11 protein-coding genes are annotated in these 22545 nt (G+C 40.6%); all 11 read left to right on the forward strand.

Features of this window, described 5'->3' with window-relative positions; translation table 11 throughout:
* The first annotated feature begins 14 nt into the window (after positions 1-14).
* Positions 15-1598 (forward strand): RagB/SusD family nutrient uptake outer membrane protein, encoded by a 1584-nt coding sequence (locus ACNRYB_RS15090; protein ID WP_129749035.1) that lies wholly within the window; start codon positions 15-17, stop codon positions 1596-1598.
* Positions 1599-1606: 8 nt separating this feature from the next.
* Positions 1607-2830, forward strand: coding sequence for a glycan-binding surface protein (locus ACNRYB_RS15095; RefSeq protein ID WP_129749021.1), 1224 nt, complete (start codon positions 1607-1609; stop codon positions 2828-2830).
* A gap of 82 nt (positions 2831-2912) precedes the next feature.
* Positions 2913-4376 (forward strand): cellulase family glycosylhydrolase, encoded by a 1464-nt coding sequence (locus ACNRYB_RS15100; protein WP_473727770.1) that lies wholly within the window; start codon positions 2913-2915, stop codon positions 4374-4376.
* 147 nt (positions 4377-4523) lie between these two features.
* Positions 4524-7364 (forward strand): RICIN domain-containing protein, encoded by a 2841-nt coding sequence (locus tag ACNRYB_RS15105; RefSeq protein WP_473727771.1) that lies wholly within the window; start codon positions 4524-4526, stop codon positions 7362-7364.
* Between the two features lie 181 nt (positions 7365-7545).
* Positions 7546-9198, forward strand: a complete 1653-nt coding sequence (locus tag ACNRYB_RS15110) for an alpha-L-fucosidase (protein ID WP_473727772.1) — start codon at positions 7546-7548, stop codon at positions 9196-9198.
* A 58-nt stretch (positions 9199-9256) separates the two neighbouring features.
* Positions 9257-12394, forward strand: a complete 3138-nt coding sequence (locus tag ACNRYB_RS15115) for a glycoside hydrolase family 2 TIM barrel-domain containing protein (protein ID WP_473727773.1) — start codon at positions 9257-9259, stop codon at positions 12392-12394.
* Between the two features lie 47 nt (positions 12395-12441).
* Positions 12442-14877 (forward strand): glycoside hydrolase family 2 TIM barrel-domain containing protein, encoded by a 2436-nt coding sequence (locus ACNRYB_RS15120; protein WP_473727774.1) that lies wholly within the window; start codon positions 12442-12444, stop codon positions 14875-14877.
* Between the two features lie 6 nt (positions 14878-14883).
* Positions 14884-16776, forward strand: a complete 1893-nt coding sequence (locus tag ACNRYB_RS15125) for a glycoside hydrolase family 97 protein (protein ID WP_473727775.1) — start codon at positions 14884-14886, stop codon at positions 16774-16776.
* 31 nt (positions 16777-16807) lie between these two features.
* Positions 16808-17728 (forward strand): alpha/beta hydrolase, encoded by a 921-nt coding sequence (locus tag ACNRYB_RS15130; protein WP_473727776.1) that lies wholly within the window; start codon positions 16808-16810, stop codon positions 17726-17728.
* Between the two features lie 538 nt (positions 17729-18266).
* Positions 18267-20249, forward strand: a complete 1983-nt coding sequence (locus ACNRYB_RS15135) for a glycoside hydrolase family 97 protein (protein WP_473727777.1) — start codon at positions 18267-18269, stop codon at positions 20247-20249.
* Between the two features lie 83 nt (positions 20250-20332).
* A complete protein-coding gene (locus ACNRYB_RS15140; RefSeq protein WP_473727778.1) occupies positions 20333-22537 on the forward strand; it encodes a beta-glucosidase in 2205 nt (734 codons plus the stop codon).
* The last annotated feature ends 8 nt before the right edge of the window (positions 22538-22545 follow it).

A 22545-nucleotide genomic window follows, 5' to 3' on the forward strand; every position in this document is an offset into this window, starting at 1 on the left:
TGAAACAGAACAATATGAGGTCTATTTATAAAAATATCATTTTAAGCCTGCTTGCTTCGGCAGTGCTTGCTGGATGCCAAGACGATTTTCTTGATCGTCCATCGCAATCAGAAATAAGTACAGAGAACTTTTACCAGACAAAAGAGGAGCTTCGTTTGGCTACTGCAGCCTTGTATGGAGGAAGAATATGGGCACAATGGAATAATACGGCTTATCTGCCTTTAGGAGATATATTAAGTGGTAATCTTATTCTGCAATATCAGGGTTCCGATCTGGTGCAACTCAATACTTTTACCCTTTCGGGATCCAATGGACGACTGACAACCGGGTGGGCAGCACTTTACATTATCGTGGCACACTGCAATACGACTATTAATGCCATTAATGAGAGAACCCCATCAACAGTTTCAGCTGCAGATAAAAATGCTGCAATAGCCGAAGCAAGATTCATACGTGCCATGGCTTACTATCATTTGGCGATGCTTTGGGGAGAAGTGCCTATTATAGAAGATAACACCAAACTGATTAAATCGCCTCTAATCAATAAAAACAAAATAGAGGATGTGTACAGATTTGTAATTGAGGATTTAACTTTTGCAGCAGAAAAACTGCCTAAAACTGATCAGCCAGGCCGAGTTACGTCATGGTCTGCTAAAGGAATGTTAAGCAAGGTTTATCTGACTAGAGCAGGAGTTGGCCAGACAGGAGGAAGCCGCAATCAGGAGTATTTAAATCTGGCAAAGACCTATGCCAAAGATGTCATTGCAAACAGCGGGCTAAGCCTGCTGCCTAGTTATGCAGATCTTTTTAAGACCAAGTTTAACGACAATCAGGAATCACTTTTTGCGCTGCAGTGGTCTGCCACTACCGAATGGATGCAGGGCAATCATCTGCTGACCTATTCGCCGAGCAATGACATTAATCCTCAAAAAGGGGGCGCTTGGGGTTCTCCAGGCGTGAGCTACGATTTGTATTTAGCTTATACAGAACAGGATTCTATCCGACGCAAAGCAAGCTTTATGCTGCCAGGAGACCATTATCCTGAGCTTAATGCTGCGGGAGGCGGTTATACGGCTGCTTCTCCTGGAATGAAAAAGCATATCATAGGCAATGAAGCCGACAATAATTCTCCTGCTATGTCTTACTTGGGATCTATTGAACATAACGCTCTTCTCAGACTTGCAGATGTATATCTGGTATATGCAGAAGCAGTGCTTGGAAATGATGTTTCAACAAGTGATGCCGATGCGCTCCTCTATTTTAATAAAGTAAGAACGCGTGCTGGTGTGAATCCTCTTACCTCAATTAATGAAGATATCATTTTGAACGAAAGAAGAGTGGAATTTGCTTGCGAGGGACAATATTGGTATGATTTGGTAAGGCTGTCATATTATAATCCCCAAAAAGCAGTACAGCTTTTAACTGATCAGCAGAGAGTATTGTTTGATTATGACAAGGATTCAAAAACAGCAACGCCAAAGGATCCTATTGGAACGATATCGCCTGCAACATCTGCCACTTTTACCCTGCAGCTTCCAACGACAGAAGTTGTAGTGAATCCTAAACTAAATGAACCGTCAGTTCCATACTATAAATAATGACAGCTATGAAAAAAATAATAGACAATAGTTTTGCACGCCTGTTTTTTGCAAGCATGATGCTTGTGGCGGCAATGTTTGTGTCCTGCAACAATGATGAAGATTCAGGTTCCGGACCGGTGATCACAGAAGTGCGCAATTATGCGGCGGCTCCTAATGACACATTGGTTAATAAACTGGTTCCGGGACAGTGGGTTGTCCTAAAAGGATCCAATTTAAAGGACGCCGTAAAGATTGCCTTCAATGGTATAGCGGTCGATTTTAATGGCGGTCTGTTTGCAGACAATTATGCAGTTGTACAGGTGCCGGCAGTGATTCCATTTCCTTCTGTTGCTGAAAATGATTTAAACACCATTGAGCTTGTCACTCCAAAAGGGAAAGTGATTTTTGATATTGATATAATGGCTGGACCTCCCGCGCTGGATCGCATATCAAATGAAAATGCTCTGCCAGGAGAAGAGGTGGTTGTGTACGGAACAAATTTGTTCCATATCAGCGAACTCATTTTTGCAGGCGTGTCAGTACAGGAATTTACAGGTTCAGATGACGGAACATCAGTCAGTTTTATAATGCCTAGTATTGCGACAAGCGGGCCTTTAAAAATAACAACAGAGTCAGGTGAAATTCTTACCGCATTTAATGTGAATGATAAAACAACTGGTGTGATATCAAATGCAGATAATATCTTCAATTGGCCATATTGGGGAGGTGCGCAAGTTGTTAATGGCGCGGGTAATTCTAATTTTCCTGGAGGAAATGTAACGAATTTCTTTGTTATGGATTTTGCTTCTTTATCCGCTGGAGACGGACAGTCTTGGAGCCATGCGGTCAGAATTGGTCAAACACAATGGATACCTGCCGAAAATCTTTCAGATCCTGTTGATAATTGGGCTTTAAAATTTGAAATAAACGTTCCAAATCCTTGGTTGGGCGGTTCTATAATGGTTGCTGCTTCAACAGGAAATTATTTAGCAAGATATGAGCCTTGGCAAGGTTCTCCAACAGGTTTTAAAACAACAGGCTGGCAGACTGTAACGATTCCTTTTGCACAGTTTCGTGATGGAGGAAATGGAAAAGGTGACATCGTGAAAAATATTACAGAGCTGGTTGGAGCAGAAGGAAAATCCGAATGTCAGATATATCTGCATAATTATGGAGCTTCAGGTATAGCTTTTAAAGCTGCTTTTGATAATATAAGAGTGGTAAAAATTATTAATGAGCAAAGTAATTAAAGAATTAAGCCTGCGGATATTCTAAATATCTGAATTTTTTCGCAAGGTTTAAATAAAATTCATTAATTCTAAAATAAATAAAATGAAACATAAATTTTTATATCAGATGCTGCTGCTCTTTATGATCAGCGCATCCTCATTTAGCTGTTCTAAAAATGCAGATGAAGAGCCGTTTTTGACAGTTTCGTCAGAATCAGTTTCTTTTATGCCTGAGGGAGGCACATCTGAACCAATTACTATAGAAGCAAACAGCAAATGGACTATAACAAATTCAGCCTCATCTTGGTTGCAAATCAGTAAATTAAGTGGTGCTCAAGGGACAGACAAGACCACATTCACTGCCTCTGCCAATAACAGCGGAGTTAGCCGTTCGGCTGTGCTGACTGTTACAGCAGATAACGGACAGGCAAGACGAATCACAGTAACACAGACTGCTAATTTATATCCTAGCTACAATATTTCTCCCAAAGCTCCAGATGCTGCTGGAATGAGCAGCACAGCTTCAGAATTGGCTTCCAAAATGACTTTGGGAATTAATATTGGTAATACTATGGAGGCACTCGGTGGTGAAACCGCTTGGGGCAATGAAAAGATTACTGAAGAGTATATAAAATTTTTAAAAAACAGCGGTTTTACTGCGGTACGAATTCCTTGTTCTTGGGTTAACGGTTATCTGAGTGATGCCTCCAAAATGAAGATTGACCAAGCTTGGCTTAACAGGGTCAAAGAGGTAATCCAGTACTGCGTGAACAATGACATGTATGTGATGCTGAACATTCACTGGGACGGCGGATGGCTTGATGAAAACATCAGTCTGGCTAAAAAAGAAGTGACCAATGCAAAGCAGAAAGCGCTTTGGGAACAGATTGCCACCACAATGCGGGAATTTGACGAACATTTGATTTTTGCTGGTTCTAATGAACCGCCTGCAGATGATGCTCAGGAAATGGAAATCCTAAATAGTTATCATGAAACTTTTATAAAAGCAGTTCGCGAAACAGGAGGAAAGAACAGTTATAGAACATTAGTGGTTCAGGGGCCATCTACAAATGCGGGACTTTCTTATGAGTTGATGAACAAAATTCCCTATGATGCTGTTCCCAACCGTCTTATGGTTGAGGTTCACGAATACACGCCGTCGCAGTTTTGTTTTCTAGACGAAGATGTCAGCTGGGGAAAAATGGTTTTCTATTGGGGGACTGGAAATCATTCTACTCTTGAGCCAGACCGAAATCCTACTTATGGTGAAGAAGACGCCATTTTAGAATCGTTCCGAAAACTTAAAGAAAAGTTTGTCAGTAAAGGAATTCCTGTTGTATTGGGAGAATATGCGGCAATGAGACGCACGATAAATGGGAAACACCAGCCTAAAGATATAGCGCTACATAATAAATCGGTGGATTATTGGACAACTTTTGTAACCAGACAATGTAAGATCAATGGTGTGGTGCCTTTTTATTGGGAAGTAGGAAATGTAATAGACAGAAAAAATAATGCAATAAGAGATCAAGCTATGGTCACGGCATTGAAAGAAGGGATTAAATAATAATCAAAAAGAATTTATAGAGCATATTGCCGCATTTCTGATGCGGCAACTCTTATCAATGCCAAAATGCTGAGAATTAAAAGTATTGGCCAGGTAAGAATAGATTGTAAGGATGATAATATTTTAAACTTTTAAAAACAAATCAAGATGAAAAAAGCTTACTTATTATGTGTATTGATTTTATCAGTTTTTGCTTCCCAAGCCCAGAGCGTTTGGAAAAATGTTCAGATTGGAGGAGCAGGTTTTGTTACCGGCATTATTCCAAGTAAAACAGATGCCAATTTAAAATACGCCCGTACAGATGTGGGGGGAGCCTATCGATGGGATTCATCCAGCAGCAGATGGATACCTTTGTTGGACTGGACCAGTGTAGACCAGCTGGGGTATCAGGGAGTGGAATCATTGGCTATCGACCCTCAGAATAATAATGTGGTATATATGCTGGTAGGAACCGATTATTTTAATGGCCAGAAAACAGCGATTTTAAAATCAACTGACAGAGGCGTTAATTTTACTGAAACTATAGTGACCTCACAATTTAAGGCGCATGGGAACGGTATGGGAAGATCTAATGGCGAGCGATTGGCTGTAGATCCCAACAATTCTAATGTGCTTTTCTGCGGAAGCAGACGCGATGGATTGTTTAAAAGCACTAATGGTGGTTCGACTTGGTCTAAGGTATCGTCATTTCCGGTTACGGCAACAGCAAATGATAACGGAATCTGTTTTGTAATTTTTGATTCTGCATCGGTTTCTGGAGGCATCACCCAGACTATTTATGCTGGCGTTTCCAGAACTGGAGCTTCCAATCTTTATAAAAGTACAGATGCTGGAAATACTTGGAATGCCGTTTCGGGAGCCACAGTAAATTATATGCCTCAGCGCGCAGTGTTAGATTCCAACAGGGCTTTATTAATCACTTATGCTGATAAGGAAGGGCCTTGGAATCCTTCTTCAGGGCAGATTTGGAAGCTTTCTAGTGCAGGGGCTCTGACCAATATTACGCCATCAGGCTTTTCGGGGCCTTTTGGCGGAATTGATGTTGACCCTTCCAATTCGCAGCGTCTGATTGCCTCTTCGATGAATACTTATATGGCGCAGTATACCAATGCACAAGGCAATATAATTTATGCAGATCGTTTCTTTTTAAGTACAGATGGAGGTGCATCATGGAGAGATCTGGTTGGAAATTCAGGAATCAATGTCCTAGACAATGGCTGTACTTGGATTTCAGGATCTTCAGCATCCATTCACTGGACTGGCGATATCAAATTTAATCCTTTTAATACCAATAAGGCAAGCGTAATATCTGGAAACGGCATTTTTACCTGTGATGATCTTAATGCATCAAAAACCTCTTGGAAGTTTGATGCTATTGGCCTTGAAGAGAGTGTTCCACTAGGTTTAATCAGCATTCCAGGCGGACCTTTAATGAGTGTCATTGGAGATTATGACGGATTTAAACATACTGATGTTTCGGTATATGCACCACAATATAAGCCTGCAATGGGAACCACATCTGGATTGGCTTATGCATCAGGAAATACCAATAAAATTGTAAGACTTGGAGAATATATGTACTATTCCAACAATCAAGGAACTGATTGGATAAAGACAACTGCAAACTTAGCAGGACCACGCGGAACGGTGGCACTTTCGTATGACGGCGCAACTATTCTGCATGTTCCGGAATCTTCCAGCACTATGTACCGTTCCACCAATAATGGAGCTAGCTGGACGACTGTAACAGGAATTAATTTCAATACGGTGGCCGTATCTGATGCTGTTACGAACAATAAATTTTATGCCTACAACGGAAGTAACGGAGATTTAAAAGTAAGTACAGACGGAGGAGCTTCTTTCAATACGGTTTCTAATGTTGGAGCTTGGGGATCTAGCCTGATTAGAACAGTTCCTGGGTATGCTGGGCACTTGTGGATTGCTAAGAATTCTGGAGGACTAATAAGGTCAGTTGATGGCGGAACTAGTTTTAGTACACCTTCAACAGCTGTAAGTAATGCTTCAGCAGTCGGAATTGGTAAAGCGAAGGCTGGCGCTTCTTATCCAACTATTTACATCTGGGGTACTGTAAGCGGCGTTACGGGAGTTTTCCGTTCAGTAGACCAAGGCAGCAATTGGACTCGCGTTAACGATGATGCGCATGAATATGGAGGTACTGGAAATGGAAACTTCGTAATGGGAGACATGAATATTTACGGACGTGTATATATGAGTACTGTTGGAAGAGGACTTGTTTATGGTGACGATCTTGCTGAAACCGCATCTTATTATACCATTTCAAATAGAAGCACTGGACTGCTGATAGACGGAATGAGTAGAACCACAAATGGAAGTAACGCAGGACAATGGAACTACAGCGGAAGCAGTGCTCAGCAATGGTCTTTAGAGTATAACGGCAGCGAAGTTATGATTAAAAACAGAGCTACTGGATTGTACATCGACGGAATGAGTAGAACAGCAAATCCATCAATCGCTGGACAATGGGCTTATAGTGGAAGTGAAGCGCAGAAATGGATACAGGAAGATGCTGGTTCAGGCTATATCAAGTTTAAAAATAAGGCGACCGGATTGTACTTGGATGGTTTAGGAAATGCAACTAACGGAGCCGATTTAAGCCAATGGAGTCTCAGTTCAAGTAATAACCAGCAATGGTCTCTTACTGCGGTATCGAGCGCAACTTTGAGGTTAAGTGCTAATGCAGAAAACCTGCAAGATCAAAAAATTACTGTAATCTGTTCTCCAAATCCGTTTACAAGCAGCTTTAAAATTGAAATAAACGATTATAAGGAACCGATAAGCGTGCGAATTTTTGATATTAACGGAAAAAATGTTGAGTCTGCGCAAGTCAAAGACCAAAGCCAGCTGTCAATGGGAAATACGCTTCAGTCGGGATTCTATATCGTAAAAGTGGAAGGAACTGGAGGCAATCTTCTCCAATCATTTAAAATGATTAAGAAAACTAGATAAATTAAATTGACAGAAGTCCTAACAGTAGAATAATCTCTGTTAGGACTTTCATATAGAGATTATGTACCTGTATCAGCAGAATGTGCTGTAGATTAGAAAGCCAATAATCTTTTGCAATAAAAGCCGAAAAGAAAAATTTAAAAACACGTTAGCTCAGGGCTAACAAAAAATAAAAATCAAAATGTATAAAAAGAATAAAAGAAACCAATTATTTACAGCCTTATGTATCCTCTGCGCCAGTTTTTTACAGGCACAGCAAAAATACCAGTCGCCGGTTGCAGAAAACACTGAAAAAGTCGCTTCGGGAAAATTTAAACCAACTTGGGAATCTCTCCAGCAGTATAAAACTCCCGAATGGTTTCGTAATGCTAAGTTTGGAATTTGGGCGCATTGGGGACCACAATGCCAGCCGGAGCAGGGAGATTGGTATGGCCGATTTATGTATGATGAAGGCGGAGCGCAGTACAAATGGCATGTAGAACATTACGGACACCCGTCTAAAGCAGGGTTTAAGGAGGTTATTAAGGATTGGAAGGCTGAAAACTGGGATCCTGAGAAAATTGTAGCGCTTTATAAACGAGTTGGAGCACAGTATTTTTTTGCCATGGCCAACCATCATGACAATCTCGATTTATGGAACAGCAAATACCAAGCGTGGAATTCTGTAAAAGTCGGCCCTAAAAAAGATATTATTTCAGGCTGGGCTGCGGCGGCTAAAAAACAAGGATTGCCATTTGGATTAAGTGTTCATGCAGCTCATGCTTGGACTTGGTTTGAAACATCGCAGCGCTCAGACAAAAAAGGGCCTTATGCTGGAATTCCTTACGATGGAAAACTTACCAAGAAAGACGGAATTGGCACTTGGTGGGAAGGGTTAGATCCTCAGGCTTTATATGCGCAAAACCATCCGCTAAGCGCTGGAAGCGAGCAAAGCATTACCTCCTTATGGGGACAGTGGAACTGGGACAATGGAGCCTCTATTCCTTCTGTAGAATATTGCGAAAACTTTTATAACCGCACGATGGATTTAATCAATATTTACAAACCAGACCTTCTTTATTTTGATGATACGGGACTTCCGCTTTATCCGGTAAGTGATGCAGGCCTCAAAATAGCGGCCCATTACTACAATACCAACATGGCGGCCCATGATAACAAGCTGGAAGCAGTTCTATTTGGAAAAGTGCTGACTCCAGAACAGAAAAAATGTATGGTTTGGGATGTGGAAAGAGGAGTGCCCGACCAGATTCAAAACGAAGCTTGGCAGACCTGCACCTGTATTGGCGACTGGCATTACAGCAGGGCAATTTATGACAACAACGGATATAAATCAGCCAAAACGGTTATTCAGATGCTTATTGATATTGTCAGCAAAAATGGAAACTTGCTGTTAAATATTCCAGTGCGCGGAGATGGTTCTATTGATGATAAAGAAATTGCAATTCTTGAAGATATAGCCAAATGGATGGATGTAAACAAAGAAAGTATTTTTGATACCCGCCCTTGGAAAGTTTTTGGAGAAGGGCCGATTGCTGAGACAAGCAATCCAATAAAAGATGCAGGCTTTAATGAAGGCAAGGCCAGCTTAACTGAGAAAGACATTCGTTTCAACCAGAAAGGCAATCTGCTTTATGTTTCAGTTATGGGAGCGCCTTCAGAAGATATAATCGTAAAATCTCTTGGCAAAGCAAAAGAAAGCAGAAAAATAAAAAGCATTAAAGTGCTGGGAAGCAATGAAAAAATATCATGGAAACAGAATAATGATTCGCTGGCAATTGCCAAACCAAAAGTTATCCCGAATGCCATAGCGGTAGTTTTTAAGATACAGTATTAAGGCGCTGCCAAAAGTTAGTAATAATTAGGAACATACAAAATTGTTCAAACCCATTGACATGATAAAAAAAATCTTTCTCATTGCCGTGTTTCTTGCGGTTAATATTGCAGATGCCCAGCTGGTAAATGATTGGGAGAATCCAGCGGTTAATGGCATTAATAAGGAAAAACCCCATGCTTATGGTTTTCTTGCCGAGAAGAAAAAAAATAATCCAATGCTTAGGTCCCTAAATGGGATGTGGAAATTTAACTGGTCTGCTGATCCCCAGTCTAGACCGGTTGGATTTTATGCCAAAGATTTTTCTACAGATAAATGGAATGCTATTCTGGTGCCTGGGAGTTGGGAATTGCAGGGATTTGGAACGCCAATTTATACCAATGTCGCCTATCCCTTCAAAAAAGATATTCCAAGAGTAAGCGCTGAGCCCGATAAAGATTTTACAGCTTATAAAGAAAGGAATCCGGTAGGGAGTTATACAACAAGTTTCGTTGTTCCAGATAATTGGTTTAATAAACAGGTGTTTATTAATTTTGGTGGAGTCCAGTCGGCAATGTATCTGTGGGTAAACGGACATAAAGTTGGCTATAGCGAAAACTCTATGTCGCCTGCCGAGTTCGATATTACTCCCTACATAGAGAAAGGGGAAAATAAACTGGCTGTAGAGGTTTACAAATACTGCGACGGCAGTTATATGGAAGATCAGGATATCTGGCGATTGGGCGGGATATTTCGAGATGTGGATCTGATTGCAAGACCTAAGACCTTTATCGGAGACTATTTTGTAAAGGCAATTCCTGACAAATCATATTCAAAAGCAGTAGTTGCCATTGATGTCCGTTTGGATAATAGGCATAAGGAGCATGTTTCAGGTTTGAAAGTTGAAGCAGCCATAAGCGGGTATTCAAAATCAGGAGATTATATAGAAAAACAGTTTCAGGCAAAAGCGCCTGTTTCATCATCAGATAAAAGCACCTTTACGATTAGCGCCATACTTGAGAATCCAAAACTGTGGTCAGCAGAAACTCCGGATTTGTACAGGCTTGTGCTAGAGCTTAAAAATAAGAAAAATGAGATTGTAGACAGAGCCGAATGCTATTTTGGCGTTCGCAGCATTGAAGTGCGCGGGGACGTATTTTACATCAATGGAAAAGCAGTGAAATTGAAAGGCATTAATAGGCATGAAATGCATCCGCGTACCGGAAAATATATCAGCGGCCAGCTCATGGTGAAAGACATGGAGCTCATGAAGCAGGCCAATATCAATATGATACGCACAAGTCATTATCCCGATGATCCGCTGTTTTATGAGCTTTGCGATAAATACGGGTTTTATGTAATGGACGAGGCGAATCAGGAGTCCCATGCTTTCGGTCTCGGGAATAAAGAGCTGGGTGAAGATCCTCTATGGAAAACTTCTCATATAGAACGTGCAGTATCGCTTGTTGGAAGAGACAAAAATCATGCGTGTGTGATCATTTGGTCTCTTGGCAATGAAGGCGGTAAAGGAGAAAATATGAAAGCAATGGCAGATACCATTCGCAAACTTGATAAGACGCGTCTTGTTTTCTCGGATACCCACAGAGAAATATCAGATCTTTATGATGATAGTTATCTGCATCCTGAAGATTTTAAAAAATTGGGCGAAAAGATAAAAGACAAACCCGTAATTATGCGCGAGTATGCCCATGTTATGGGAAATTCAGGCGGTAATTTGCAGGAATACTGGGATGTAATTTATGCAGATCCAAGCCTATGCGGTGCAGCAATCTGGGAATGGGACGAGCACGGACTGCCAAAAGCTAAAGATGGTTCTCCGTTTAAGCTTACCCAGCATCCTGACGATTATACATTAAAAGACAGTGAATTTTGGGCGTATGGCGGAGATTTTGGAGACAAGCCCAACGATGGCAATTTTGTCATGAGAGGACTGGTTTCTTCTGATCGAAAACCGTATCCGCATTATTATGAGGTGCAGAAAGTCTATCAGCCTGTCGTTTTCCAGATGCAGGATGAAAAGAAAACAAGCATTAAAGCCACCAATCGTTTTGATTTTCTGCCGCTTCAAAATTTCGATATCGAATATGAATATGTCTGCGAAGGAAAATCTTTGCAGAAAGGCCTTCTGAACTTTGGTTCTGTTTTGCCAGGCGCTTCTTCTGTTATTGATCTTCCATATCTTCAGAACGAACAGAAAACCTGTTTTGAAATCTGCCTCAATATTTATGTAAGGCTAAAAGACGCCGCGCTTTGGGCAGAAACAGGCTATTGCATCGCCCGCGAGCAGTTTGTCATTAAACCTTATCAATGGAAAAATAATGTTTCTGGAGCAAAGACTGTTAAAGTAAAGGAAAGCCCTGCTGCTATTGAGCTTAAAACGGATGATATGAATTTTGTTTTCGATAAAACCAATGGTAATTTGACAAGTTGGAAGATTAAAGATCAGGAGCTGTTAGTGGGGCCTTTGGAACCTTATTTCTGGAAAACGCCAAACGATAACCAGAAGCAGAGCGGTTATGCAAAAGAATTCTCAAAATGGAAAAACGCGACAGCCGATAGAGTGGTTAAAAAGGTTTCTGTAACCAGACAAGATTCCTTAGCTACGGTAAAGTTTGATATCAATTTTCCCCGTATTGGAGCCAATTATACACTGGAATATCAGCTCAACGGAGATGGAAAATTAGGCACAAAAGCTTTTTATAGGCCATTAAACGATACTATCGGGCAAATTCCTAAATTTGGAATGAGACTTCGCATTCCCAAAAATTATAATGCTGTAAATTGGTATGGCCGAGGCCCTTATGAGAATTACCCAGACCGAAAAACAGCTTCTTTTTTAGGAGCGTATCACAAAGATCTGGAACATTTTATTGTTCCGTATCCAGCTCCGCAAGATAATGCAAATCGCAGTGATGTACGTTGGTTTTCGCTTGAATCTCCAAACGGAAACAGTATTAAAGTAACGGGATTGCAGCCGCTGAATTTCCGCGCTTGGCCTTATGCAGAAGAAGATTTGGAAAATGCCAGACATGACTATGAGCTGGCCAGACGCGATTTTATAAACCTAAATATTGATCTAAATATACATGGTGTTGGAGGCAATGATTCCTGGGGGGCAAAAACAATGGAAAAATATACCAATTCTGGCAGCAAACCGTATGAGTTTGGATTTACTTTAGAATATCTCCAAAAGCAGTAGCATCTTAGCTGCATTATTTTAGAACAGCATAAAATCAAATAACAAAAATGAATAATCTAATTCTGCATCATATACATTATCTAAAGAAGAGCATGCTGCTTTTATGCATGCTGCTTCTAAATTTTTTATCTGTGCATGCACAGGAAAACTTAAAGAGAGAACAGCTTTTTGACGATGATTGGAGATTTTTTTTAGGAGAGGAAACTAAAGCGTCATCTGATAATTTCAATGATAAAGATTGGCGAAAGCTTGATCTGCCTCATGATTGGAGCATTGAAGGTAAAGTTCATCCAAAAAACACTACTGGCGCAGGAGGAGGATATTTTCCGGCAGGAGTCGCTTGGTACAGAAAAACTTTTACGGTGCCTGACAGCTGGAAGACCAAAAAAACAGCGATTTATTTTGAAGGGGTTTATATGAATTCCGAAGTGTTTATTAATGGCAAGTCGCTTGGGGTTTATCCGTACGGATATTCCTCTTTCAGCTATGATCTTTCTCCGCATCTCAAATATGGAGAACAGAATGTGATTGCGGTGCGAGTAGATAATTCGCAGCAGATGAACAGCCGCTGGTATAGCGGATCGGGAATCTATAGGCACGTCTGGCTAATTCATACTGATCCAGTCCATATAGCACAATGGGGAACAGGAATCAGCACTTTCGAGATTTCTCCCAAAAAAGCCACAGTCCGTGTGGAAACCAAAGTGATCAATGAAACCGAATCGTTACAGGAAATTACTGTTACAGCATTAATCCAAAATCCGAATTCCAATACCGCGGGGCGTCAGGAAACAAAAGTGGCGCTTTCTCCAAAGAGCGAAAAAGTCGTGACTCAGCTTATAAAAGTAAGTAATCCGGCACTTTGGAGCCCGCAGCAGCCTTTTTTGTATAAAGCTTTAATAAAGGTTTCAAAACAGAAGAAAATCCTTGATGAGAGTATTGTCGATTTTGGAATCCGCTCTCTTAAATTTACAGTTGAGAATGGATTTCAGCTCAACGGAAAAACAATTAAGCTCAACGGAGGGTGCGTGCATCACGACAACGGTTCTCTGGGTGCCGCTGCTTTTGACCGTGCAGAACAGCGCAAAGTGGAGCTTTTAAAAGCCAGCGGATTCAATGCTGTAAGAACTTCTCATAATCCACCTTCAGAAGCCTTTTTAGACGCTTGCGACAGATTAGGTTTGCTGGTTATGGACGAATCTTTTGACTGCTGGAAGATTGGGAAAAATAAATATGACTATTCAAACTATTTCAATGCCTGGTGGAAACGCGATTTGCAGGCCATGGTACTCTGCGACCGCAATCATCCGAGTATTTTTATGTGGAGCATTGGAAATGAAATACCAGAAAGGGAAGATCCTGATGCAGTGAATACGGCCAAAATGCTTTCTGAAGAAATAAAGAAAATCGATACAAGTCGTCCGATAACATCGGCTATTGTTAATGGCGGTAAAAATTGGGATATATTTGATCCTTTGATGGCTCAGCATGATGTTGCGGGATACAACTACAACTTAGATAAAGCGCCGCAAGATCATATAAGAGTGCCTTCTCGAGTTATAGTTCAAACAGAATCGTATCCTAAAGATGCTTTTAAAAACTGGGAATTCGTGCAGAAAAACAAGTACATCATTGGAGATTTTGTATGGACAGCCATGGATTATCTGGGAGAATCGGGAATTGGACGCTACTATTATTCTGGAGAGGTGCCTGGAGAGCATTGGGAAAATGATTTTTTTCCATGGCATGGCGCTTATTGCGGAGATATAGATTTGATTGGATGGAGAAAACCTATAGCACACTATAGAAGTATGCTCTATAACGAAAAAGAAAAACTCTATATGGCTGTTCGAGAGCCGGCACCTGAACCTCTTGAAATCAAACAGACCTGGTGGTCGGTATATCCGACTTGGGAAAGCTGGACATGGCCGGAATATATTGGTAAAAATGTTGAGGTCGAAGTGTATTCAAAATACCCGAAGGTTAGACTGTATCTTAATGGCCAGCTTTTAGGAGAGAAGGAAACAGGAGAGAAGCAAGAATTTAAAACTGTTTTTGTCGTACCTTACGCATCAGGAACCTTGAAAGCGGTTGGTTTAGCAAATGAAGAAGAACAGGAATCCGTTACGCTGAAGACTGCAGGTGAGGCGGTGCAGATTAAATTGGCAGCCGACCGAAAGGAGATCAAAGCCGACGGGCAAGATTTAACTTATATTGCAGTTGAACTACTGGATCGGGAAGGAGTTTTGAATCCTAATGCAGATGGACGCCTTACTTTTAAAATTCAGGGGCCTGGATCTATCCAAGCAATCGATAACGCGAATCTAAAGGATTTTGAACCCTATCAATTTCTTACTCGAAAAGCTTGGCACGGAAGAGCATTGGCAATTGTAAGAAGCACACATGAAAAAGGGGAAATCAAACTAACGGTTTCAGGAGATGGATTACAACCGCAGACCATTACTATTACATCAAATAATTAAAAGAATATGATATCAGCAGCAAGGCAAAGCCTTTTTTTAATCCTTTTTTTATGTTCATCCTGTATAGACGCCCAAAAGATCAGTTCTCCTGATGGACGCATGCAGGTTATTTTAAACCTGCCAGATAAAAACAAGCCTGATGGTGTTTCTTATAAAGTTTTATACCAAAGCGAAACGACCCTTTCTGAAGTGGTGCGCGAATCAAAATTAGGCATCACACGAGAGGATCAGCAGTTTGTGGGGAATCTATTGTTTGTTGGGCAATCCGAATCTGTTTCGGTGAAAGATACGTACGAGATGATTTGTGGCAAGCGCAAGCATTGCGAAAATACAGCGATCGAAAAAACATTTCATTTTAAAAACACAAACAATCAGACTTTAGATATCATTTTCAGGGTTTATAACAACGGAGTAGCCTTTCGTTATGTATTTCCTGATGCTTCCGATTCTAAACTTAGCATTACTGGAGAAGCTACGACATACAGCCTGCCGAAAAAAGCAGACCGATGGATGCAGCCATACGATCCTTCTTACGAAAGATTTTTCCCTTATAGCACAGGCGAATCAGCAGCAGATAAGGCACAGCAATACGGATTTCCAGCATTGTATAAGATTCAAGACCAACCAGTTTGGGCACTGATTTCTGAAGCTGATATCAGCGAGGGCAACTGCGGTGCCAGATTAACGAGCACTTCAAATGCTGATGAATATCAAATTGCATATCCTTCTGCTGCGCAATCAGAACAGCCGTGGCATTCCCAATGGCATACCGTAGTAATTGGCAAACTTTCAGATATTGTAGAGTCTACTCTTATTACAGATGTAAGTGCGCCTAGCCGCGTGAAAGATACCCAATGGATTAAGCCAGGTGCCGTTTCGTGGATTTACTGGGCCAACAACCGAGGGTCTAAGGATTTTCAGATTGTGAAGGATTATATCGATTTGGCTGTTGAGATGAACTGGCCATACGTGCTCATTGACTGGGAATGGGATGTAATGGCAAATGGCGGCAGTATTATCGATGCGGTAAACTATGCCAAAAGCAAATCAATAAAGCCTATGATATGGTACAATTCTGGCACAAGCTGGATGGAACCTACACCAAACGATCGTTTGCAAACAGCTGAAAAACGAGCTAAAGAATTTTCTTGGCTAAATAAGATTGGAGTGTATGGCATTAAAGTCGACTTTTTTGCAGGCGATCAGCAAGAAATGATGCAGTATTATATCGCTATTTTAGAGGATGCCGCTAAATATCATCTGATGGTAAATTTTCATGGTGCTACTGTTCCTCGAGGCTGGGCAAGAACCTATCCGAATCTGATGTCCACCGAGGCAGTTTATGGAGCAGAATGGTACAACAATACGGCTGAACTTACAGATAAAGCGGCTGTACACAATACCACGCTCCCTTTTACTCGAAATGTAGTAGGCTCGATGGATTACACTCCTGTTACTTTTTCCAATTCTCAGCATCCGCATATAACTTCTTATGGCCACGAATTGGCTTTGGCAGTCGTTTTTGAATCAGGCCTGCAGCATTTTGCCGATAGGCCATCGGCATACAGATCATTGCCTGAACCGGCCAAAGAATTTCTGAAAAAAGTGCCGGTAAGTTGGGACGATACGCAATTAATTGACGGCTATCCCGGAGAAAAAGTTATTATCGCCCGTAAAAAGGCAGATAAATGGTACATTGGAGGCTTAAACGGTAAAGATCAGACTCAGACTTTAACTGTAACATTTGATTTCCTTGGCAAAGGAACTTATAGTTTTGAACTTATAAAAGACGGTAAAGACGATAAATCTTTTTCTTCTGAAATAATAAAGGTAAAAAAAGGCAGTGTATTAAAAATTGAGTGCCTGCCAAGAGGAGGGTTTACAGGGGTAATAAAATAGTTAGAATATTGACAATTAAAATAAAAGCATTTTGAAAACAAAAGGAATTAGAACCGCATTGCTTATTTTTCTGATGGTTGCAGGAAAGACATTTGGACAAAGTAAAACCATTAATCTATGGGATAAGAAAGCGCCAGGCGCTATAGCTAATGCCGGTTATAAAGAGACCAATTCAGACGATAGCTGGATGCAGCGTGTCACAAATCCGAGATTGGACGTGTATCCTGCTCCTGCAGAAAAAGCAACAGGTACAGCTGTCATTATCTGTCCTGGCGGAGGTTACTCAGGAATGGCTATCGGGCATGAGGGAAAACAGGTTGCAGAATGGCTCAATAGTCTTGGCATTACGGCTTTTGTACTAAAATACAGATTGCCAGATACTGCTATAATGACTGATAAATCGGTTGGTCCTATGCAAGACGGACAGCGTGCCATCCGTTTGGTTAGAAGCAGGGCCAAAGAGTGGGGAATCGATCCTAAAAAGATTGGCATTATGGGGTTTTCTGCCGGCGGGCATTTGGCATCTACTCTTTCTACGCATTTTAATGCAAAAGTATATGATGATGCAGATGCGACTAGTGCGCGTCCAGATTTTTCATTGCTGATATATCCTGTAATATCAATGCGTGAAGATATCACACATATGGGATCGAGAATCAACCTTTTAGGTGAAAAACCATCAGTGGAGCAGGTTAATAATTTTTCAAATGAGCTGCAAGTCAATAGTGAAACTCCGACAGCATTTTTAGTGCATTCGATGGATGATGGTGCTGTACCCGTAGAAAACAGTATCGAATATGCTTTAGCGCTAAAGAAAAATAAAATTCCTTGCGAACTCCATATCTACGAAAAAGGAGGACATGGCTATGGACTTGGCAAATCTGGCGGCACAGAATCTGATTGGAGTCTGGCATGCGGCAGATGGCTTAAAGCAAAAGGCTTGATCAATTAAAAGAACCTAACCCGTTGGTATAAAAATTTTAAACACATAGAAACATAGATTTTATGTTTTTTAAAGTCTCCAAAAGAGAAATTTATTTCTTTCACATAGCTACTATGTGCATTTAAACTAGTGAAACGCCTTTTTTAAGCTTTTCTGAATCTATGTTCCTATGTGTTAAAATTAAATTTGGAGCAATTGCACCCAACGGGCAAGAACCTATATTTAATTTCTCAGCCACTATCTATTTGCGGAAGCAGATCTTTTTGGAAAACCAATCAATTCATCTTTATATGGTCTAAAATATTGATGATTACAACAATTATTGCCCTTTTTTAATACAAAGCGTACCGTAATCAGCTATTTTTTCTTGTCAAATTTGCCCGTTGAAAAAACTTCGAAGCTATAATTCAAAGCGCCAATATTAATTTGTGCAGCGAGATGTCAAAAATAGTTTTCCAAAAGAGATAACGCTTACGCGAACGTTTTTAAGTTTTTTCAAAGCGCACTAAAAAACATGTAATTACTAACTAGAATAACCACACATCAAATGAACAGGACTTTATTACAGGCAATTATTTTTATATTTTTATCAGCAAGCGGATCGGCGCAAGTGCTTCATCTCAAGTCTCCCAACGGAAAGATTGAGATGGAATTAGAAAACGGCACCAAAATCCGATGGTCTGTAAAACATAACAATACAGAAGTCGTTGCTCCTTCTGCTATTTCACTAACCTTGGGCAGCGGAGAGGTTTTAGGAAACAATGCCAAAATTGCAAGCACTAAAAATTCGGCTTCAAACACCATTTTTGAAACGCCTGTTTATAAAAAGAAAACGGTTGTCGACCAATACAATCAGCTGATTGTGAATTTTAAAGGGAATTTTGGCCTGATACTAAGAGCCTATAATGATGGTGTAGCGTATCGTTTTTTTACAAATAAGAATAAAAAAATTGTCATTGCATCTGAAGAAGCCAGTTTTAACTTCAGCCAAGACCATAAAGCTTTTGTGCCCTATGTTCGCGATTTAAGAGAAAAAGACATGTACACTTCTGCTTTTGAAGCGCTTTATGATGAAATTCCGCTTTCTAAATTCGTCAAAGATTCATTGGCTATTTCTCCGCTTCTTGTTGATTTAGGGAATGGAAAAAAAGCAGCTATTATTGAGGCTGAACTCCAAGATTATCCTGGGATGTTCTTAACACGCAATAATGAGGCACAATATGGCCTGAAGGGAATATTTGCCCGTTATCCAAAAAAAGAACGTTTAGGAGGCTATAATAAAATGAATTACATGGTCTCTGAGAGAGAGAACTACATTGCTGAAACAAATGGCAGCAGAAGTTTTCCTTGGAGGGCAGTCATAATAAGCGAAAACGACAGCGAGCTTTTGAATAATGATATGGTTCAGAAACTTTCTTCGCCTTCACAAATTTCCGATATAAGCTGGATAAAGCCCGGTAAAGTTGCTTGGGACTGGTGGAATGATTGGAATATATCGAAAGTAGATTTTAAGGCCGGAATCAATACGCAGACTTATAAATATTATATTGATTTTGCCTCTAAAAACAATATTGAATATGTGGTGATAGACGAGGGATGGAGTGAAGAAACCGATATCTTGAAGATCTCGCCTGCTATGGGCATTAAGGAGCTTATCGAATACGGTAAGAAAAAAAATGTCGGAATCATCCTTTGGGCTTCATGGTATGCCATAAATCAGGTTTTAGATGATGCATTTGCGAAGTATTCGAATATGGGAGTGAAAGGCTTTAAAATAGATTTCATAGACCGTGACGATCAAAAAATGGTTAACTCTCTTTATAATATTGCCAATAAAGCAGCTTCTTACAAACTTCTTATTGATTATCACGGAATGTATAAGCCAACGGGCATTCAAAGAACCTATCCTAATATTGTGAATTTTGAAGGCGTTAAAGGATTGGAAAATGCCAAATGGACGCCACATGATGACATGCCACATTATGAAACAAGCATACCTTTCATAAGAATGCTGGCCGGCCCTATGGATTATACGCCGGGAGCAATGCGCAATGCTACAAAAGCAGATTTTCGTCCAAGCAATTCACTGCCTATGAGCCAAGGTACAAGATGCCATCAGTTGGGAATGTATGTTCTTTATGAAGCGCCGCTGCAAATGATGGCAGATAGTCCAACAGCTTATATGAAAGAGCAGGAAAGCACCACATTTATATCTCAAATTCCAACCACTTTTGATGAAACTGTTGCGTTGGATGGAAAAGTGGGCCAATATGCGGCCATTGCCAGAAAAAAAGGCAATACATGGTTTGTAGGCGGATTAACCAATTGGTCGGCTAGAGAAATAGAGATCGATTTATCTTTCCTTGGAAAAGGAAGCTTTACAGCAGAAATTTTTAAAGACGGATTGAATGCTGAAAAGGACCCAACAGATTACAAACGCAAAATAATTAAAGTGACCAATGCCAGCAAACTGAAAGTGCAAATGGCACCTGGAGGTGGTTTTGCGATTATAATTAACCCAGAAAAATAGTTAAAATATCTCGGAATGAATCTCTTGCTTATTGAGGCAAGTATTGTTCTGTAACCTGATAATGAATTAGAAAGTATACCATAATGAAAAAAAGATATATCACTGTACTGCTATTATTATATTTTTTCCTCTCACCATTTTTTGGATGGGCGCAAAAGGCTCTTTATTTAGATCAAAGCCAACCGATCGAAGTTCGTGTAAAGGATGCCTTATCGCGAATGACGGTAGAAGAAAAAGTGGCGCTCTGCCATGCCCAGTCAAAGTTTAGCTCCAAAGGAGTTCCGCGTTTGGGCATACCAGATGTATGGTCATCAGACGGATCGCATGGAGTGAGCGATGAAAAATTGTGGGATGAATGGAACTCGGCACAATGGACCAATGATTCCTGCACTGCTTTTCCGGCTTTAACCTGCCTGGCGGCAACATTCAACCCAAAGATTGCACAGCTTTACGGGGCATCCATAGGAGAAGAAGCCCGATACCGAAACAAAACCATGCTATTGGGGCCTGGCGTCAATATTTACCGTACGCCACTTAATGGGCGAAATTTCGAATACATGGGCGAAGATCCTTTTTTGGCTTCGCGATTGGTAGTTCCATACGTGCAAGGCGTGCAGTCTAATGGAGTGGCGGCGTGCGTAAAACATTTCGCCCTGAACAATCAGGAAATTGCTCGTGGTGAAATTAATGTCAATGTAAGCGATCGCGCCTTGCATGAGATTTATCTTCCAGCCTTCAAAGCAGCAGTTCAGGAAGGAAAGGTATGGTCTATCATGGGAGCATACAACAAAATATGGGGAGTACACTGCTGCCATAACGACATCTTGCTCAACCAAATCTTAAAAACCGACTGGAAATTTGATGGTGTAGTGGTTAGCGATTGGGGAGGTGTCCATAATACGGATGAAGCGGTCAATGGCGGACTTGATATTGAAATGGGCACTTATACAAACGGATTGACCACGCAAGGCCATTTTCATTTTTCGAGCTATTATTTAGCCGATCCTTTTTTAAAGGGAATTAAATCGGGCCAATACGAAATGTCAAAACTTGACGATAAAGCAAGCCGAATTCTCCGAATGATTTTCCGCACCACTATGAGCGCCAATCGTCCTTATGGCCGTTTTGTTTCTCCTGAGCATAGCGATGCAGCCCGAAAAATAGCACAGGAAGGAATCGTACTGCTTAAAAATGAGAAACAGTTTTTGCCTATTCCACAAGGCAGATATAAAAAAATTGCTGTGATAGGTGAAAATGCCGTGAAAAGCCTGATTGTTGGCGGAGGTTCTACGTCATTGAAAGCGGCTTACGAAATTTCTCCTTTGCAGGGATTAAAAAATAAATACGGCGAAAATAATATTGTTTACAGTATGGGATATGCTTCGGGACGACCGCTTTATGGCGCCGAAGAGCCCTCTAAATTAAATCTTGATTCTTTGCAAAACGCAGCAATTGAAACTGCTCGTCACGCAGATATAGTGCTCTTTGTTGGAGGGTTGAATAAAAATTATTTTCAAGATTGCGAAAGCGGAGACCGTAAATCACTGAGCCTGCCGTTTGGTCAAGATAAGCTTATTGAAGAAATTCAGAAAGTGAATCATAACGTTGCGGTTGTTTTACTAAGCGGAAATGCAGTTTTGATGCCTTGGCTTAACAAAACAAAAGCCGTTGTGCAAGGATGGTATCTTGGCTCGGAAGCAGGTAATGCTTTGGCCGATATTATTTCGGGTGAAGCAAACCCATCAGGAAAACTCCCTATTTCATTTCCTAAAAAACTGGAAGACGTAGGGGCACATTCTTTTGACCAGCTTTGTTATCCAGGTGATGGAAATAATGTCTATTATAAAGAAGATATTTTGGTAGGATACCGCTGGTACGATACTAAAAAAATCCCTGTGCTTTTCCCATTCGGATATGGATTGAGCTACACCACATTCCAGTACGGAAAGCCAGCTGTTTCATCAAAAACGATTACAGCTGCCGACTCTTTAGAGGTAACAGTTTCCATAAAAAACACAGGAAAAGTGGCAGGAAAAGAAGTTGTGCAGCTTTATGTTAATGACGAAACATCGAGCCTGCCTCGTCCTACTAAAGAATTAAAAGGATTTGAAAAAATTTCGCTTGAGCCGGGAGAAGAAAAAACAGTGCGTTTTATTTTAACAAAAAAAGATCTTTCTTATTACGACGACACTAAAAAAGAATGGATTGCAGAACCAGGCAAATTCAGAATAATGATTGGAGCTTCGGCTACTGATATTAGAGGTGTGGCAGATTTTAATTTAAAATAAAGCATTAC

The organism is Flavobacterium sp. CR10, from assembly GCF_055814415.1.

Bases quoted from the DNA above. Each gene is read 5' to 3' on its own strand.
- ACNRYB_RS15090 (WP_129749035.1), top strand. From the start codon at position 15: ATGAGGTCTATTTATAAAAATATCATTTTAAGCCTGCTTGCTTCGGCA.
- ACNRYB_RS15095 (WP_129749021.1), top strand. From the start codon at position 1,607: ATGAAAAAAATAATAGACAATAGTTTTGCACGCCTGTTTTTTGCAAGC.
- ACNRYB_RS15100 (WP_473727770.1), top strand. From the start codon at position 2,913: ATGAAACATAAATTTTTATATCAGATGCTGCTGCTCTTTATGATCAGC.
- ACNRYB_RS15105 (WP_473727771.1), top strand. From the start codon at position 4,524: ATGAAAAAAGCTTACTTATTATGTGTATTGATTTTATCAGTTTTTGCT.
- ACNRYB_RS15110 (WP_473727772.1), top strand. From the start codon at position 7,546: ATGTATAAAAAGAATAAAAGAAACCAATTATTTACAGCCTTATGTATC.
- ACNRYB_RS15115 (WP_473727773.1), top strand. From the start codon at position 9,257: ATGATAAAAAAAATCTTTCTCATTGCCGTGTTTCTTGCGGTTAATATT.
- ACNRYB_RS15120 (WP_473727774.1), top strand. From the start codon at position 12,442: ATGAATAATCTAATTCTGCATCATATACATTATCTAAAGAAGAGCATG.
- ACNRYB_RS15125 (WP_473727775.1), top strand. From the start codon at position 14,884: ATGATATCAGCAGCAAGGCAAAGCCTTTTTTTAATCCTTTTTTTATGT.
- ACNRYB_RS15135 (WP_473727777.1), top strand. From the start codon at position 18,267: ATGAACAGGACTTTATTACAGGCAATTATTTTTATATTTTTATCAGCA.
- ACNRYB_RS15140 (WP_473727778.1), top strand. From the start codon at position 20,333: ATGAAAAAAAGATATATCACTGTACTGCTATTATTATATTTTTTCCTC.